General features: G+C 71.6%; 13 protein-coding genes, 1 pseudogene and 1 riboswitch. Of the genes and pseudogenes, 11 read left to right on the top strand and 3 right to left on the bottom strand.

Features of this window, described 5'->3' with window-relative positions; genetic code table 11:
- Window positions 1-174: 174 nt before the first annotated feature.
- Entirely contained in the window at window positions 175-2,544 is a 2,370-nt protein-coding gene (locus ACIRG6_RS30295) for a chitinase C-terminal domain-containing protein (protein ID WP_403325071.1), read from the bottom strand.
- 226 nt (window positions 2,545-2,770) lie between these two features.
- Window positions 2,771-2,901, top strand: a riboswitch (FMN riboswitch).
- 151 nt (window positions 2,902-3,052) lie between these two features.
- On the opposite strand from ACIRG6_RS30295, the gene ACIRG6_RS30290 reads away from it, so the two are divergent.
- The 9 genes from ACIRG6_RS30290 to ACIRG6_RS30250 all read left to right on the top strand — a co-directional run bounded on the left by ACIRG6_RS30290 (window position 3,053) and on the right by ACIRG6_RS30250 (window position 10,530).
- Window positions 3,053-3,655, top strand: a complete 603-nt coding sequence (locus ACIRG6_RS30290) for a riboflavin synthase (protein WP_350723253.1) — start codon at window positions 3,053-3,055, stop codon at window positions 3,653-3,655.
- A complete protein-coding gene (locus ACIRG6_RS30285) occupies window positions 3,652-4,296 on the top strand; it encodes a nicotinamide mononucleotide transporter family protein (RefSeq protein WP_359405536.1) in 645 nt (214 codons plus the stop codon). Before ACIRG6_RS30290 ends, ACIRG6_RS30285 begins: the two co-directional genes overlap by 4 nt.
- Window positions 4,293-5,582 carry a bifunctional 3,4-dihydroxy-2-butanone-4-phosphate synthase/GTP cyclohydrolase II gene (locus ACIRG6_RS30280; protein ID WP_403325070.1) on the top strand — a complete coding sequence of 430 codons (1,290 nt, stop codon included), beginning with the start codon at window positions 4,293-4,295 and terminating at the stop codon, window positions 5,580-5,582. Before ACIRG6_RS30285 ends, ACIRG6_RS30280 begins: the two co-directional genes overlap by 4 nt.
- Before the next feature lie 29 nt (window positions 5,583-5,611).
- A complete protein-coding gene (gene ribH, locus ACIRG6_RS30275) occupies window positions 5,612-6,097 on the top strand; it encodes a 6,7-dimethyl-8-ribityllumazine synthase (protein ID WP_239770131.1) in 486 nt (161 codons plus the stop codon).
- A 34-nt stretch (window positions 6,098-6,131) separates the two neighbouring features.
- Window positions 6,132-6,404, top strand: a complete 273-nt coding sequence (locus ACIRG6_RS30270; protein ID WP_030951748.1) for a phosphoribosyl-ATP diphosphatase — start codon at window positions 6,132-6,134, stop codon at window positions 6,402-6,404.
- Between the two features lie 48 nt (window positions 6,405-6,452).
- Complete coding sequence (hisG, locus tag ACIRG6_RS30265; protein ID WP_189230676.1) at window positions 6,453-7,301, top strand: ATP phosphoribosyltransferase; 849 nt, start codon at window positions 6,453-6,455, stop codon at window positions 7,299-7,301.
- A gap of 51 nt (window positions 7,302-7,352) precedes the next feature.
- Window positions 7,353-7,832 (top strand): PH domain-containing protein, encoded by a 480-nt coding sequence (locus ACIRG6_RS30260; RefSeq protein WP_239770132.1) that lies wholly within the window; start codon window positions 7,353-7,355, stop codon window positions 7,830-7,832.
- 278 nt (window positions 7,833-8,110) lie between these two features.
- Window positions 8,111-9,442, top strand: coding sequence for a hemolysin family protein (locus tag ACIRG6_RS30255; protein WP_318217717.1), 1,332 nt, complete (start codon window positions 8,111-8,113; stop codon window positions 9,440-9,442).
- Window positions 9,439-10,530 carry a hemolysin family protein gene (locus tag ACIRG6_RS30250; RefSeq protein WP_403325069.1) on the top strand — a complete coding sequence of 364 codons (1,092 nt, stop codon included), beginning with the start codon at window positions 9,439-9,441 and terminating at the stop codon, window positions 10,528-10,530. The genes ACIRG6_RS30255 and ACIRG6_RS30250 overlap by 4 nt, the downstream gene beginning before the upstream one ends.
- Before the next feature lie 215 nt (window positions 10,531-10,745).
- Here ACIRG6_RS30250 and ACIRG6_RS30245 read toward each other — a convergent pair whose 3' ends face one another.
- Both ACIRG6_RS30245 and ACIRG6_RS30240 read right to left on the bottom strand, forming a co-directional pair.
- Entirely contained in the window at window positions 10,746-12,611 is a 1,866-nt protein-coding gene (locus ACIRG6_RS30245) for an AAA family ATPase (RefSeq protein WP_350723297.1), read from the bottom strand.
- Between the two features lie 432 nt (window positions 12,612-13,043).
- A pseudogene (locus ACIRG6_RS30240) lies at window positions 13,044-13,665 on the bottom strand (uridine kinase family protein).
- Between the two features lie 233 nt (window positions 13,666-13,898).
- Here ACIRG6_RS30240 and ACIRG6_RS30235 point away from each other — a divergent pair.
- Both ACIRG6_RS30235 and ACIRG6_RS30230 read left to right on the top strand, forming a co-directional pair.
- Window positions 13,899-15,269 (top strand): peptidase C39 family protein, encoded by a 1,371-nt coding sequence (locus ACIRG6_RS30235; protein ID WP_403325068.1) that lies wholly within the window; start codon window positions 13,899-13,901, stop codon window positions 15,267-15,269.
- Between the two features lie 150 nt (window positions 15,270-15,419).
- Entirely contained in the window at window positions 15,420-15,560 is a 141-nt protein-coding gene (locus tag ACIRG6_RS30230) for an SCO1431 family membrane protein (RefSeq protein WP_189230682.1), read from the top strand.
- Window positions 15,561-15,642 lie beyond the last annotated feature (82 nt).

Here is a 15,642-nt window from a genome sequence, read left to right as displayed (position 1 = left end):
GTTCAGCCCCTTCGAACGGGTGGTGTCCCCGAGTGGAACACCCTGTCGTCGGCTTGGACGGAACAGCACGCCGAAAACGTGACACCGGGCCGGACCGGCCCGTTGCCGCGTTTGGGTGGCCCGACGGCGGGCAAGGGCCGTCGTCACCGCCGCCGGGCCGGTCCTGCGGGGGGTTCAGCAGGCGCCGAGGTCCTGCCAGACGCCCCACTCCCCGGTGGTGCCGGGTTCCTCGCCCTTCGTCCACCACTTGGACTTCCAGGAGTGCCCCCCGTGGGACACCGTGATGCCCCCGCCGTACGAGTCGGCCGCGCTCCAGGCCGGTGCGGCGCACTGACCGGTGCCGCCCGTCGGGCCGGGGGTCGGGCCCGGGGACCCGGTGCCCGTCGGCGTGGGCGTCGGGGTCGGCGTACCGGGCTTCACCACGGTGGTGCCCCGGGCCAGGTCACCGGCCAGGGCGTACGACTTCCCGCCGAACGTCACCGTCCAGTTCGACGGCGTCGACACCGGCAGGTAGTACACGAAGTCCACCGTGGCGGAGGCGCCCGGCGCCAGCGACTGCCAGGCCGGCAGCTTCAGCGAGACACGGTGGTGGTCGCCCTTCAGCCCGCCGACGTTGGAGCCCGTGTGGTCGCTGCGGATGACCGTGGTGCCCCAGCCGGACTGGTCCTTGGCGTTGCCGGGCGCGGAGGTGCCGTAGTCGAACTGGAACTCCGTGCCGCCGGGCAGCGTCGTGCCCGAGTTGTTGGTGATCTTCAGCTTCGGGCCGATCGGGTAGTTGGAGTCGCCGAGCGGGAACTGCCCGAACTCCACGCCGATGTCCAGCGCCTCGGCCGGCAGACCGGCCGCGGACCGCTTCGCCCCGTACGGGGAGGCCGACTTGAAGGTGTCGTACATCGTGCTGGTCAGCGTCGAGCCCGGTTCGTACTGCCCCGTGCCCGCGTTCCAGGCGTAGTCGCCCGCGAGCTCCCACACCATCGTGCCGCCGATGCCGCGGTCCACGACGTAGTCCGCCTTGGCCTTGACGGACTGCTCGTCCTCGGTGGACAGGAAGACCTTCTTCTCCGCGTTCCACAGCCACGGCGCGACCAGCGTGGCGTCGTACTTGCGGGCGTAGGTCCCGGTCAGCCTGGTTCCGGCCGGGAAGCCGTAGTCGGTCAGGTAGTCGCCGACGACGCCCTTCTCCAGGTTCTTGGCGTGCCACATCGGGTTGGACCCGGCGGGCGACTCCTTGCCGTTGCCGTCCAGGTCGTGCCACAGGTTGTCGATGCCGACCGCGCCGTCACCGCACTTGGTCAGACCGGACCCCGCCGGGCAGTTCGTGGCGGGGGCCCTGCCCCACAGCCCGTCGGTGCCGCCGGTGACGTTCTTGAAGCCCCGCGTGTAGTACGGCAGCCCGATGTTGATGCGCCCGCCCGGCATCGAGCCGCGGAAGTAGTGGTAGGCCCAGTCGGTGTTGAGGTAGCCGATGCCGCCGTACTGGGACGTGGAGTAGACGCCCGCGGCGGCGAGTTCGGCGTCCTTGCCGTCGTCGAAGAGCGAGGCGTTGGGGCCGACGTACTCGTTCCAGGCGCCGTGCAGGTCGTACGACATGATGTTGACGTAGTCCAGGTACTTCTGGACCTGGAAGGTCTCCATGCCGCGCAGCAGGTATCCGGAGGACGGCGCGGCGACGGAGAGGAGGTAGTGCCTGCCGTCCGCGGCCCCCGCGCGGTCGAGCCTCTCGCGGAGCGTTTTCATCAGCGCCGCGTAGCCCTTGACCAGCCCGGCCCGGCGGCCGTTGGCGAAGGACCAGTCGAGCGGGTTGCCCGCGTCCTTCATCGTCGTCGGGTACTCGTAGTCGATGTCGACGCCGTTGAAGCCGTACCTGCGGACGAAGTCGACGGCCGAGTCCGCGAAGGTGTCGATGCCGGCCTGGTTGACCGAGCCGTCGGCGTTGGTGGCCATCGAGTAGAAGCCGCCCGAGTCCGCGCGCGTGCCGTCGTCCTTGAAGTAGCCGCCCGTCTCGGCCCAGCCGCCCACCGAGATCATCGTCTTGACGTTCGGGTGCTGCTTCTTGAACTTGTTCAGCAGGTTGAAATGGCCCTTGTAGGGGAGGCCCGGGTCCATCTCGGCGCCGCCGACGCCCGGCCACGTCATCCCCGTCGCGGGGTTCGTCGCGCCGTCCGAGCCGACGGAGAGCTTGTTGGCCCCGTCGATGTGCGCGAACGCGTAGTTGATGTGCGTGACCTTGTCCCAGGGGATGTCGGAGGCCAGGTAGGCGGGCTTGCCGTCCTTGCCGGTGCGCCAGCCCGTGAAGTAGCCGATCACCCGCCGCGGGTGGTCGGCGCCCATCTTCTCCCGGCCCTCGGCGTCGTAGACCGAGCAGTAGGGGACGTCGACTCCGGGTGTCCGGTAGAGCCCGTCGGGGCGACAGGTCTCCTGGTCGGCGGCGTGCGAGACGGTCGCCGGGAGTCCGGCGAGCACCAGGCCGGCGACGGCGGCGGCGCCGGCGAACAGGGCCGGTCTCGCCCGGTGGCGGGTTCTGGAGCGTGAGGGGGAAGGCACAGTCGGTTCCTCTCCACGGAAGTTGCGCAGACCCTAGAGAGGACTAGACCAGTGAGTCAATAGGTATGGACCAATCTCAAGAGGGTGGGACGGTTGGGGAGTTGGGTACGCGCGGCGGTGGGTGTACCGCGACCGGACGACCCGTCGAAGCGCTCTGTGAGCCACCCCACACCCTCCGTCGGCTTGAGTGTGTGCCGGTCGTGGCACACTGGCCCTGTACCAGAAGCAGCGCACTCCGGGGTCGGTGAAAGTCCGAACCGGCGGTTACAGTCCGCGACCCGGTCGCTTCCAGCGGCCGGTTGACCAGGTGAAATTCCTGGACCGACGGTTAAAGTCCGGATGGGAGGCAGTGCGCGGCGGGCGAGCATACGTGCGCGCCGCCGATCTCTGGGCTCGTCCGTCACGGGCGGGCCCCGTCCGGCGTCGCTCCCGGTGTCCTCGTTCGTCCTTTCTGTCGTTCGTCGGCAGCCCCGGAGTCCGTGCCCGAAGAGGCAGGAGGACCCGGGAAGTGTTCACCGGAATCGTCGAAGAGCTGGGCGAGATCACCGCTGTCGAGACCCTCGACGACGCCTGTCGCTTCCGTCTGCGCGGCCCCGTGGTCACCGAGGGGGCACGGCACGGCGACTCCATCGCCGTCAACGGCGTCTGCCTCACCGTCGTCGACCACGACGGCGACGAGTTCACGGCCGACGTGATGGCCGAGACCCTGAACCGCTCCAGCCTCGGAGTCCTCGCCGTCGGCTCCCGCGTCAACCTGGAGCGCCCCACCGCCGTGGGCGCCCGGCTCGGCGGCCACATCGTGCAGGGCCACGTCGACGGCACCGGCGAGATCATCGAGCGCAAGCCCTCCGAGCACTGGGAGATCGTGAAGATCTCCCTGCCCGCCGGCCTGGCGCGCTACGTCGTCGAGAAGGGCTCCATCACCGTCGACGGCATCAGTCTCACCGTCGTCGACGCCGGCCCCGACTTCTTCACCGTCAGCCTCATCCCCACCACCCTCGCCCTGACCACGCTCGGCCACAAGCAGCCCGGCGACCCGGTCAACCTCGAGGTGGACGTCATCGCCAAGTACGTCGAGCGGCTGCTCGGCGCCCAGGGGGGCACCAAGTGAACTGGCTCAACTCTGAGGCCTTCACGCTCTTCGACCAGCACATCAAGTGGTCGGACATGATCGGCAACGTGATCGGCCTGCTCGGCCTCGCCCTCGGCTGGCGGCGCTCGATATGGACCTGGCCCGTGCAGTTCGTCTCCGGGCTGATCCTCTTCACGGCCTTCGCCACCGCCCACCTCTCCGGCAGCGCCGGCAAGCAGATCGTCGTCATGGTCGTCGCCGCCTGGGGCTTCTGGCAGTGGAACCGCGGCCGGCAGCAGAGCCAGGACGGATCGATCGCCGTCCGCTTCGCCACCTGGCGCGAACGCGGCGCCCTGGCAGGTGCCGCCGCCGTCGGCACCCTCGCGGTCGGCGGCCTGTTCACCGCCTTCCCGACCCTGTCCTGGGACCCGTGGCCGGACGCGTACATCTTCGTCGGCACCGTCGTCGCCATGTACGCCCAGGCCCGCGGCATGGTCGAGTTCTGGTTCGCCTGGCTGCTCGTCGACCTGGTCGGCGTCCCGCTGAACTTCGCCAACGGCTTCGCCTTCTCCGGCTTCGTCTACGTCCTCTACGGCGCGCTCGTCCTGTGGGGCCTGCGCGACTGGTGGCTGCGTTCCCGCAACACGACGCGGCCCGTCCCGGAAGGAGCGCCCGCATGAGTACGGCACCCATCCTCTACACCCCCGACGGCCCCGAGGACCTCGCCCTCGACCCCGTCGAACAGGCCATCGCCGACATCGCGGCCGGCCGCCCGGTCGTCGTGGTCGACGACGAGAACCGCGAGAACGAGGGCGACCTCGTCATCGCCGCCGAGAAGGCGACCGAGGAGATCGTCGCCTTCATGATGAGCGAGTGCCGCGGTCTGATCTGCGCCCCCATGGAGGGCGACGAACTGGACCGGCTCCGGCTCCCGCAGATGGTCGACGACAACACCGAGTCGATGAAGACCGCGTTCACGGTCTCCGTGGACGCCACCGCCGCCCACGGGGTGAGCACCGGCATCTCGGCCTCCGACCGCGCCACCACCCTCCAACTCCTGGCGAGCGGCACCGCCGGGCCGGACGACCTGGTCCGGCCCGGCCACATCTTCCCGCTGCGCGCCCGCTCCGGCGGCGTGCTGGTCCGCAACGGCCACACCGAGGCCGCCGTCGACCTCGCCCGCCTCGCGGGCCTGCGCCCGGCCGGCGCCATCGTGGAGATCGCCGGCGAGGACGGGCGCATGCTGCGGCTGCCCGAGCTGATCCCGTTCGCCCGCAAGCACGGCCTGACGATCATCTCCATCGAGGACCTGATCGCCTACCGCCGCAGCGCCGAGCCCACCGTCCGCCGCGAGGCCGAGGTCCACCTGCCGACCCGGCACGGCGAGTTCACGGCGTACGGCTACCGCTCCACGGTCGACGGCGTCGAGCACGTCGCCCTCGTCCACGGCGAGATCGGCGACGGCGAGGACGTCCTGGTTCGTATCCACTCCGAGTGCCTCACCGGCGACGTCTTCGGCTCCCAGCGCTGCGACTGCGGCCCCCAGCTGGACGCCTCCCTCGACCGCATCCAGGCCGAGGGCAGGGGAGTGGTGGTCTACCTCCGCGGCCACGAGGGACGCGGCATCGGCCTGATGTCCAAGCTGCGCGCCTACGAACTCCAGGAGCGCGGCCGGGACACCCTCGACGCCAACCTGGAACTCGGCCTGCCCGCCGACGCCCGCGACTACGGCGCCGGCGCCCAGATCCTCGCCGACCTCGGCGTGCGCGCCGTGCGGCTGATGACCAACAACCCCGACAAGTCCGCCGCCCTCGAACGGCACGGCATCGACGTCACCGGCCGGGAGCCGATGCCCGTCCAGGCCGGCGAGCACAACCTCCGCTACCTGCGCACCAAGCGGGACCGGATGGGACACGACCTGCCCTGGCTGGACACGACGCCCGTGTCCACCTGCGGCAACCAGTAAGCGCAGCGAGCAAGGATTCAAGGAGACACGTGAGCGGCAAGGGTGCACCGGAGCTGTCCGTACGCAACGTGGGTGACCTGCGGGTCGCCGTCATCGCGGCACAGTGGCACGACAAGGTGATGGACGGACTGGTGGACGGCGCCCTGCGCGCCCTGCACGAGCTGGGGATCGACGAGCCGACCCTGCTCAGGGTCCCCGGCAGCTTCGAGCTCCCGGTGGTCGCCAAGGTCCTCGCGGGCCGCGGCTACGACGCGATCGTCGCTCTCGGCGTCGTCATCCGCGGCGGCACCCCCCACTTCGACTACGTGTGCCAGGGCGTGACCCAGGGCCTGGTCCAGGTCTCCGTCGACACCGGCGTGCCCGTCGGGTTCGGCGTGCTGACCTGCGACACCGAGGAGCAGGCCCTGGACCGGGCCGGCATCGAGGGCTCCACCGAGGACAAGGGTCACGAGGCGGTGACCGCGGCCGTCGCCACGGCGGCCACGCTCCGCTCAGTATCCGAACCGTGGCGTTAGGCCGGTCGGTACTACGCGTAAAGTGGGCGCCACCATGTCCAAGAAGACTTTCGAGGAGCTCTTCACCGAGCTCCAGCACAAGGCCGCGAACGGCGACCCCGCCACCTCCCGCACCGCCGAACTGGTGGACAAGGGGGTCCATGCCATCGGCAAGAAGGTCGTCGAGGAGGCCGCCGAGGTCTGGATGGCCGCCGAGTACGAGGGCAAGGAGGCGGCGGCCGAGGAGATCTCCCAGCTGCTGTACCACGTCCAGGTGATGATGGTCGCCCGCGGGATCTCCCTGGACGACGTCTACGCCCACCTCTGAAGCCCACAGCTTTCCCCTGCACCCCTTCACACAAAGGAAGCCGACCTCATGCTGCGCATCGCCGTCCCCAACAAGGGTTCCCTGTCAGGCCCCGCGGGGGAGATGCTGCATGAGGCCGGCTACCAGCAGCGCCGCGAGTCCAAGGAACTGCGCATCGTCGACCCGGTGAACGAGGTGGAGTTCTTCTACCTCCGCCCCCGCGACATCGCGATCTACGTCTCCTCCGGCCGCCTCGACATCGGCATCACCGGCCGCGACCTGCTGGTCGACTCCGGCGCCCGCGCGGAGGAGATCCTCCCGCTCGGCTTCGCCCGCTCCACCTTCCGCTTCGCCGCCAAGCCGGGTACCGCGAGCGGCATCGAGGACCTCAAGGGCAGGACCGTCGCCACCTCCTACGAGGGCATCGTCGCGGGCCACCTCGCCGAGAACGGCGTCGACGCCTCCGTCGTCCACCTCGACGGCGCCGTCGAGACCGCGATCGAGCTGGGCGTCGCCGAGGTCATCGCCGACGTCGTCGAGACCGGCACCTCGCTGCGCAACGCCGGCCTGGAGGTCTTCGGCGAGCCCATCATGAAGTCCGAGGCGGTCGTGATCCGCCGTACCGGAGCCGACGCGGAGGAGCCCAAGGTCCAGCAGTTCCTGCGCCGCCTCCAGGGCGTCCTGGTGGCCCGGACGTACGTGATGATGGACTACGACTGCCGCGTCGAGCAGCTGGAGAAGGCCGTCGCGCTCACCCCCGGCCTGGAGTCCCCGACCGTCTCCCCGCTGCACAACGAGGGCTGGGTCGCCGTCCGCGCCATGGTCCCCTCCAAGGAGGCCCAGCGGATCATGGACGACCTGTACGACATCGGCGCCCGGGCCATCCTGACCACGGCCATCCACGCCTGCCGTCTCTGACCCGCAGTCCCTGACCCGCCGCCCTCCAGCGTGACCCGGAGCACACACACCATGTCGGACGCACCGTCGGGCGCCGGACCGGACCTGCCCGCCCTGCCCGTCACCTTCCGGCCGGGCCGCACCCGCGCCGTCCTCGTCGGCCTTGCCGTCGCCACGGTCGTGACCGTGTCGGCGGTCGGCATGCTGCTCAACGGCCTCGGCCCGGGGGAGCGCCTCAGCTTCGTGCTGACGGCCCTCTTCCTGGCCGGCGTCCTGCTGCTGCTGTCCCGGCCCAAGGTCGTCGCCGACGAGTCGGGCGTCACCGTCGTCAACCTGACGGCCAAGCGGCGCCTGGAGTGGCCGGAGATCCTCCGGGTCAACCTCCGCGCCGGCGACCCGTGGGTGTTCCTCGACCTCAGCGACGGCACCAGCCTGCCCGTGCTCGGCATCCAGCCGGGCATCGCCAAGCAGCGTGCCATCGCCGACGCACGTGCCCTGCGCGCCCTGGTGGAGGCCCGCTCCGCCGCCGGGCCCGAGGCACCGCGCGGCTGACCGCGTACGCCCCCGGGACTCCCTCCGGAGCAACCGGGGACCGGCTCGGCGGCGTCCACCCTGCCGCACACCCCCTTTTCGTGATTAATCTGGGAACGGAGACGCGGTCGTCGCGGCTCCGCCCCTGTCGCTCCGCCCGGTGCGCGGGGGTTCCTGCTACCCGAGGAGTGACTCCCTCCGGCGATGGACGGATCGTCCTGTAGTACCTGCGCCGCCCCCTGCCGACATAGCGCGGACCGCACCCCCGAGGTGCGCGTCCCTGCGGAGGCGGCGGCATCATGACCACCCCCTTGCTGCTGCTGGCAGCCGCGTTCCTGCTGATCCTGGCCAACGGCTTCTTCGTCGCGGCCGAGTTCGGCCTCGTCACGGTCGAACGGCCGGACGCCGAACAGGCCGCCGCCGACGGCGACCGACGTGCCCGCCGGGTCGTCGAGTCCCTCAAGGAGCTGTCCTTCCAGCTCTCCGGCACCCAGCTCGGCATCACCATCACCTCCCTCGTCGTCGGCATGCTCGCCGAACCGGCCCTCGCCCGGCTGCTGGACGGCCCGTTCACCGCGATCGGCGTCCCCGACGGCGCCGTGTCCGGCGTGTCGGTGGTCGTCGGCATGCTGCTGGCCTCGGCCGTGCAGATGGTGATCGGCGAGCTCGTGCCCAAGAACTGGGCGGTGTCCAAGCCGCTGCACGTCGCGCGCTTCGTCGCCGGCCCGCAGCACGTCTTCGCGCGGCTGTTCCGCCCCGTGATCTCCGCGCTGAACACCGTCGCCAACCGGCTCGTGCGCATGCTCGGCATCGAGCCGGCCGAGGAGCTGGCCTCCGCCCGCACCCCCGGCGAACTGGTCTCCCTCGCCCGGCACTCCGCCCGGGCCGGCGCCCTGGAACAGGACACGGCGGAACTCTTCGTCCGCACCCTGTCCCTGGGCGAACTGACCGCACAGCACGTCATGACCCCCCGCGTGAAGGTCAGCGCCCTGCAGTCCTCGGCGACCGCCGAGGACGTGGTCAACCTGACCCGCGCCACCGGTCTGTCCCGCTTCCCCGTCTACCGGGAGAAGATCGACGAGATCGTCGGCATGGTCCACCTCAAGGACGCCCTCGCGGTCCCCGTGCACGACCGGCTGCGCACCCCCGCCGGCCGTATCGCCCGCCCGGCCCTGCTCGTCCCCGAGACCCTGCCGGTACGGCCGCTGCTCACCCGGCTGCGCAGCGAGCAGCCCATCGCGGTCGTCGTCGACGAGTACGGCGGCACCGCCGGTGTCGTCACCTTGGAGGACATCGTCGAGGAGATCGTCGGCGAGGTCCGCGACGAGCACGACGGCCTGGACGTGCCCGAACTCGCCCCCGCCCCGCCCGAGGACGGCCGGCCCGCCTGGGACGTCGACGGCAGCTGCCGGGTCGACGCCCTGCGCCGCATCGGCCTGGAGACGCCCGAGGGACCGTACGAGACGGTCGCCGGCCTGGTCGCCGACCTGCTCGGCCGCATTCCGGCCGTCGGGGACCGCGCGGAACTGCCCGGCTGGCGGTTGTCGGTCCGGCAGGTCGGCCACTACCGCGCCGAGCGGATACGGCTGGTGCGGACGGCACCGGCGTCGCTGCTGGAGGCCGCCCGATGAGCGTCCTGCAACTCCTGTTCGCCGCGCTGCTCGTGCTCGCCAACGGTTTCTTCGTCGGCGCCGAGTTCGCGCTCGTCTCCGTGCGCCGCAGCCAGATCGAGCCGCTCGGCACCGCCCGGTCCCGGCAGGTGCTGTACGGGCTGGAGCGGCTGCCGCAGATGATGGCCGCCGCCCAGTTCGGCATCACCGTCTGCTCGCTGACGCTCGGCGCGGTCGCCGAGCCCACGGTCGCCCACCTGCTGGAGCCGGTCTTCGAGTGGATGCACCTGCCGCACGGCATGATCCACCCGCTCGGCTACGTCATCGCGCTGGCCGCCGTCGTCTTCTGCCACCTCGTCATCGGCGAGATGGTCCCGAAGAACCTCGCGATGGCCGCCCCCGAGAAGGCCGCGCTGTGGCTGAGCCCCGGCCTGGTCGCCTTCGCCCGCCTCTGCAAGCCGATCACCTTCGCGCTCGGCGCCTGCGCCCAGGGCATCCTGCGGCTGTTCCGCGTCGAGCCGAAGGACGAGGTCGAGGCCGTCTTCACCAGCGAGCAGCTCAACCGGCTGGTCGAGGACGCCGGGCAGGCCGGCCTGCTCGACCCGGAGGAGCAGGAGCGCCTGGAGGACGCCCTGGAACTGGGCTCCCGCCCGGTGACCGACGTGCTCCTCGGGCGCGAGTCCCTGGTGACGGTCAGCCCCTCGGTCACGCCGGGCGAGATCGTCGCGCTCACCGCCCGCACCGGGTACTCCCGCTTCCCGGTCGCCGCGGACACCGGCGCCTTCATGGGATACCTGCACGTCAAGGACGTCCTCGACGTGGAGGACTCCGAGCGCGCGGTGCCCCAGCAGTTGTGGCGCCCGATGACGACCCTCCGCCCGGAACTGCCGCTCGACGACGCCCTCACCGTCATGCGCCGCGCCGCGACCCACCTGGCCCAGGTGGCCGACGCGTCCGGCAGGGTCCTGGGCCTGGTCGCACTGGAGGACGTACTCGAACTCCTGGTCGGCGAGGTCCGTGACCCGGCCCACCGGCAGGCGCCGGTGGTGGCGGAACAGCGGGCGAGCGGAGCCCCGGAGGAGGCACTGGCCCAGCCGCAGCCGTCGTAGCTGCGGGCAGCAGTGCCTCCCCCAGTGCCTGACCGCGGTGGGGGTCTCCCCGCTCATGGGGGTCCCCCCGCGCGAGCGCGGCCGAGCGTGGGGGAGAAGCCGAGAGCGGGGGAGGCACCCCTCGGCGGGGCGAGCGAAACCCACCCGGAGCCGCCCATCCGGCACCTGGCAACGCCCCGGGCGAGCACGCCCGCACCCCCGCCGGGCCCCCGCGGCTACACCCCCGGAGGGTCCTGCGGACCCCGCCCCGACAGCACCTCCCCGTACGCCTGCATCAGATCCGGCAACCGCAACGTCGCCAGATCGTCCCGCGTCAATGCCCCGCTGTACCCGGACAACCGCAGATCCCGATACGCACAGCTCTTCTCGTACAGCGTCCGCAGAAACCGCCCGTTCCCCAGCTCGTCGATCCACCCCTGATCGACCACGTGCCCGGCGATCGACCGCAGCTCGTCGAGCGCCTCCTCGTCCCATCCGTCCCCGTTCTCGGCGGCGAGCACCTCCCCGATGGAGGTCAGCTCCAGCGGCCGGTACGACGGGAAGTCCACGCGGGTGGTGAAGCGGGACGACAGCCCGGGGTTGGCGGCCAGCAGCCGGTCCATGCCCTCCGGGTAACCGGCGAGGATCACCACCAGGTGATCGCGGTTGTCCTCGGCCCGCTTCAGCAGCACCTGCAACGCCTCGTCCCCGTAGGCGTCTCCCTTGCCGTACCCCGAGTTGGACAGCGAGTACGCCTCGTCGACGAACAGCACACCGCCGAGGGCGGAGTCGATCAGCTCGTTGGCCTTCACGGCCGTCTGGCCCAGGTACTCGCCGACCAGGTCGGCCCGCTGCGCCTCGACGAGGTGATCGCCGCCCAGCAGGCCGAGGGCGTAGAAGACGCGGCCCAGGATGCGGGCCACGGTGGTCTTGCCGGTGCCCGAGGGGCCGGAGAAGACGAAGTGGCGTTTGGGCGGCTGGACCGGCAGGCCCTGCCCGGCCCGCAGCCGCGCCATGTTCAGCTGCGCGGACAGGGCCTTCACCTGCCGTTTCACCGGCTCGAGACCCACCATGCGCTCCAGCTCGGCGAGCGCTTCCTCCAGTAACGCCGGGTCCGTGGGCCCGGCGGGCAGTGACGGGTCCGGTGCGCCGTCCCGCTTGCGCACCGGCGGACCGGTCAGCGAGGGAAGCGCGCCGGACGGCGGCGGCTCGGGGTCGGAGAGCTTCAGATCGCGTTCCTCGGTGCCGAAGAGCGGATCGAGCCCGTCGGGCCCGTCCGTGCCGTCCGGTCCGGCACCGGCCGGGGCGAGTCCCGCGAGGTCGGCGGGCTCGTCGTAGCCGTCGCTCTCGGCGATGGCCGCGAGCCGCGCCGAGGTGTCCATGAAGGCAGGGTCGACGCGGTGCACGGCACGGTACAGGGGGAGGGCCGCGGCGCTGCGGCCCGTGCCCTCGTGGGCCCGCGCCAGCCAGTAGCGCAGCTCCTTGCGCTGCGGCTGCTCGCTGCGGCACCGCATGAGCGCGGCCGACAGCAGCGGTTCGGCCTGTCCGTACATCTCCAGCCGCACCCGGGCCATTCCGCTGAACAGGCCGGCCTCGATGCCGAGCAGGGGGTCGCCGAGCAGGGGATCGGTGTGCCGGACGAGCTGTTCCCAGTCCTTGACGAGGTAGGCGCGGCAGGCGTGCAGGAAGCGGACCTGGGCGTCGGTGTCCACCGGTGGCAGCCCGGCGAGTGCCCGGTCCAGTTCCGGGACGTGGCGGCCGTCCAGCCAGTGCGAGGCGTGCGCGAGCAGCAGGTCGCGCGGGCTCTCCAGCACGGGCTGGACCCACCAGCCCAGCCAGTACCAGGAGTTGAGCGTACGACGGTGCCGGGTGCGCTGTTCGCCGAAGCGGTCCCGGTGCCGGAACATCCGGAGCAGCGCGTTGGTGGTGTCGACGCGCAGCGCGTGCAGCCCCAGCCAGCCGTCGGCCATCGAGGGATCGATGCGCACCGCGGTCCGGAACTCCTCCTCGGCCTGCGGATAGGCCCCCATGGTGTAGGCGTCCACGCCGCGCAGCCAGGCGAGGTCGGCCGGGGCCTGCGGCCCCTGCGTGCCGAAGTCCATCACGTCCCCCACGAACCGTGCCCCCGTCGGTATGCCACCGGGCCGTCGCCCGCCGGCCCTCCACTCCAACCGCTGTACGGGCGACCGGAGTTGCAAGGTGCGCGCAGCGGCCGTCCGTAGGTCGCACACCGAGGGCATCGTACCCGCGGCGGTCTTCCCTCCGAAGGGTGCCGGGGCAGGCCGTTTCCCGAGGTGGGAGCGGACGGGGCGCATACCGTGCGGTGACCGAGTGTGACCGGAGAGCGCCGCGGAGCAGTCGAAATCAGAGTTTTGGGCAGAACGAAGCCCCCGGTCACGGGGGAACAACCGGGGGCTTCGTGTCTGCGGGCGATCCCGAAAGACCGCACATTCAGAACGTAAGACCTGTACGGCCCCTGGGTCAAGCGGAGTTGGGGTACTCCAGCGAGCCGCCCGAGCGCGGCCTTCACAACTTCAACACATTGCGGGGGAGCTGTCACTCAGTGTGACAAAGAGTGCCGGGATTCACGGGTCCGGCAGGCCCCGGACGCACCTCGTACCCCTCATCCCTCTGGCGTACCAGGAGGCGCGCGAAGGGGCGTGAGGGGTCATCGGCGAAGTGCCGGCGCTCCGCCGGGATCCATCCGTCCCAGAACGTCCGCTGTTCCGTCCCGTCGCGCGCCCGGCCGCGGCTCCACGCCTCCTCGGGCGGCAGGTCCATCCACAGCAGCAGGGCCAGGTGCGGGCGCAGGTCCCGGCGGCCGGCGCCCACCCCCTCGACCAGGACGACCGGGGCGGGCGGCAGGGCGCGGGGCGCGGTGAAGCGCCGGGTCCGCCAGTCGTAGGGCGCGTAGTGCGCCGTGTCGCCGCGCCGCAGAGGTTCGATCACCTGACCCAGCAGCCGCCCGGTCCAGCCGAACAGCTCGTCGTGGCTGGCGATGTCGTCCAGGTGCAGCACCGGCGCGCCGCCCAGCGAGTCGGCCAGCCGCCCGGCGAACGTGGACTTCCCCGACCCGGCGTGCCCGTCCACGCCGACGAGGCGCACGGGCCCACAGGAGGGGGGCAGCCGGCGGATGCGGTCGGCGAGGTCGTGGATGGCGGTGTCCCGGGCGGAGGGGGGCGGCGGACGGACGGGCGTTCGCCCAGCACTCTAGCCGCGCCTGTGCGCCCTCCCCTCCTCCCGCGCCACCTCCGTGTCACTGGTCGACACCAATGTTCATGGCGTGGCGTGCGCAGAAGTGCTGGCAGGAGTGGCAGCCTGCGGCCATAGTTGGCGCACATCCGTGCAACGGAACCGCCCCGACTCGCACACCTGGGGGTCTTTCGCCCATGAGCAGAGCCGAACAGCCGTCCCGCAGAACGGTCCTGACCGCCGCCGTCGCCGCCGCGGTGGCCGGCAGCGCGGTCCCGGCCACCGCCGAGGCCGCGCCGTACGCCCCCGTCGCGACCGCGGACCCCGACCGCACCTCCCGTCCGGTCGACTACCGGGCCTGGACCACGTTCCACGACTGGCGGAGCGGGACCGCGCAGGGCGCCCGGCCCGTCGCCGGCGCCCGGCCCGGTGTCGTCATCGGCGCCGCGGCCGGCACCGCCGACTACACCGACCCGCACACCGGCAGGACCGCCACGTGGGAGTACGCCACCTGGACGTCGCCCGTCCACCGGCTCGCCGTGCCCTCGACGGAGGTCATCGCCTCCTGGAACGCCCACACCCCGGACGGCACCTGGCTCCAGGTCGAGCTCGGGGGCACCTACTCGGACGGCACGGACACGCCCTGGTACGTGATGGGCCGCTGGGCCGCCGGCGACCAGGACATCCGGCGGACCTCGGTCGACGACCAGAGCGACGGCAGAAGCAGCATCTGGACGGACACCTTCTCGATCGACGACGCCTCCACCGGCCTGCGCCTGGCCTCCTACCGGCTCAGGCTCACCCTCTACCGCCGCCCCGGTACGCGGGCCACCCCCACCGTCTGGCGGCTCGGCGCCATGGGCTCCGACATCCCCGACCGCTTCACCGTCGCCGCCTCCGCTCCCGGCCTCGCCGGGGAACTGCGCGTCCCGCGCTACTCCCAGGAGATCCACAAGGGCCAGTACCCGGAGTACGACAACGGCGGAGAGGCCTGGTGCAGCCCCACCTCCTCGCAGATGATCATCGAGTACTGGGGCGGCCGGCTCACCGCGGAGCAGCTCGCCTGGGTCGACCCCGCGTACGCCGACCCGCAGGTCTGCCACGCGGCCCGGTACACGTACGACTTCCAGTACGCCGGCTGCGGCAACTGGCCCTTCAACGCCGCCTACGCGGCCACCTTCCAGGGCCTCCAGGGCGTGGTCACCCGCCTTGCCTCCCTGACCGACCTGGAGACGCTGATCGCGGCCGGTATCCCGGCCATAACGTCCCAGTCATTCCTGGAGAAGGAACTGACCGGGGCCGGGTACGGCACCTCCGGCCACCTGATGACCGTGATCGGCTTCACCGCCGACGGCGACGTGATCGCCAACGACCCCGCCTCGGACGACAACGAGGCCGTGCGCCGTGTCTACAAGCGGCGCGAGTGGGAGAACATCTGGCTCAGGACCAAGCGGTACAACGCCAGTGGCAAGGTCGTCTCCGGCACCGGCGGCGTCTGCTACCTGTACTTCCCGGCCCAGCCGAGCCCCCGCCAGCGCAAGGCGCTCGAGGCGGTGGGCGTGCGCTGACGCCCGCACCGTCAGGACGGCCCCCCGGCACGCACGACCGCCGGGGGCCGTCCCCTGTGACCAAGGTCTCCGCCGCGAAGGCCGCTGCCGGTGGCAAGGTGGACAGGGTCAGTGGGGGACTCCCGCAATCGTCCGAGTCAGCGAGAAGCCATGAGCGCACACACCGCCACCGCCGCCCGTGTCCGAACCGGCGGCCCCAAGGACGACGGTCCGAAGGTCTTCGAGCACGTCATGGGCTGGACCCTCGTCGTGGTGATCGCGATGCTCGTGGTCCAGCTGGGCCTGCTCTGACACGACCCGCGTGTGACCTGCCCCACGACCCGACCTGCCATACTGCGGACGTCCCGCCGCCCGTAGGAGACCAGGGTCGACA

This window comes from Streptomyces flaveolus, from assembly GCF_044765825.1.
In the GTDB taxonomy this organism is placed as follows: domain Bacteria; phylum Actinomycetota; class Actinomycetes; order Streptomycetales; family Streptomycetaceae; genus Streptomyces; species Streptomyces flaveolus.
The sequence above is the reverse complement of the archived record's forward strand: the minus strand, read 5'-3'. Positions and strand labels throughout refer to the sequence as shown.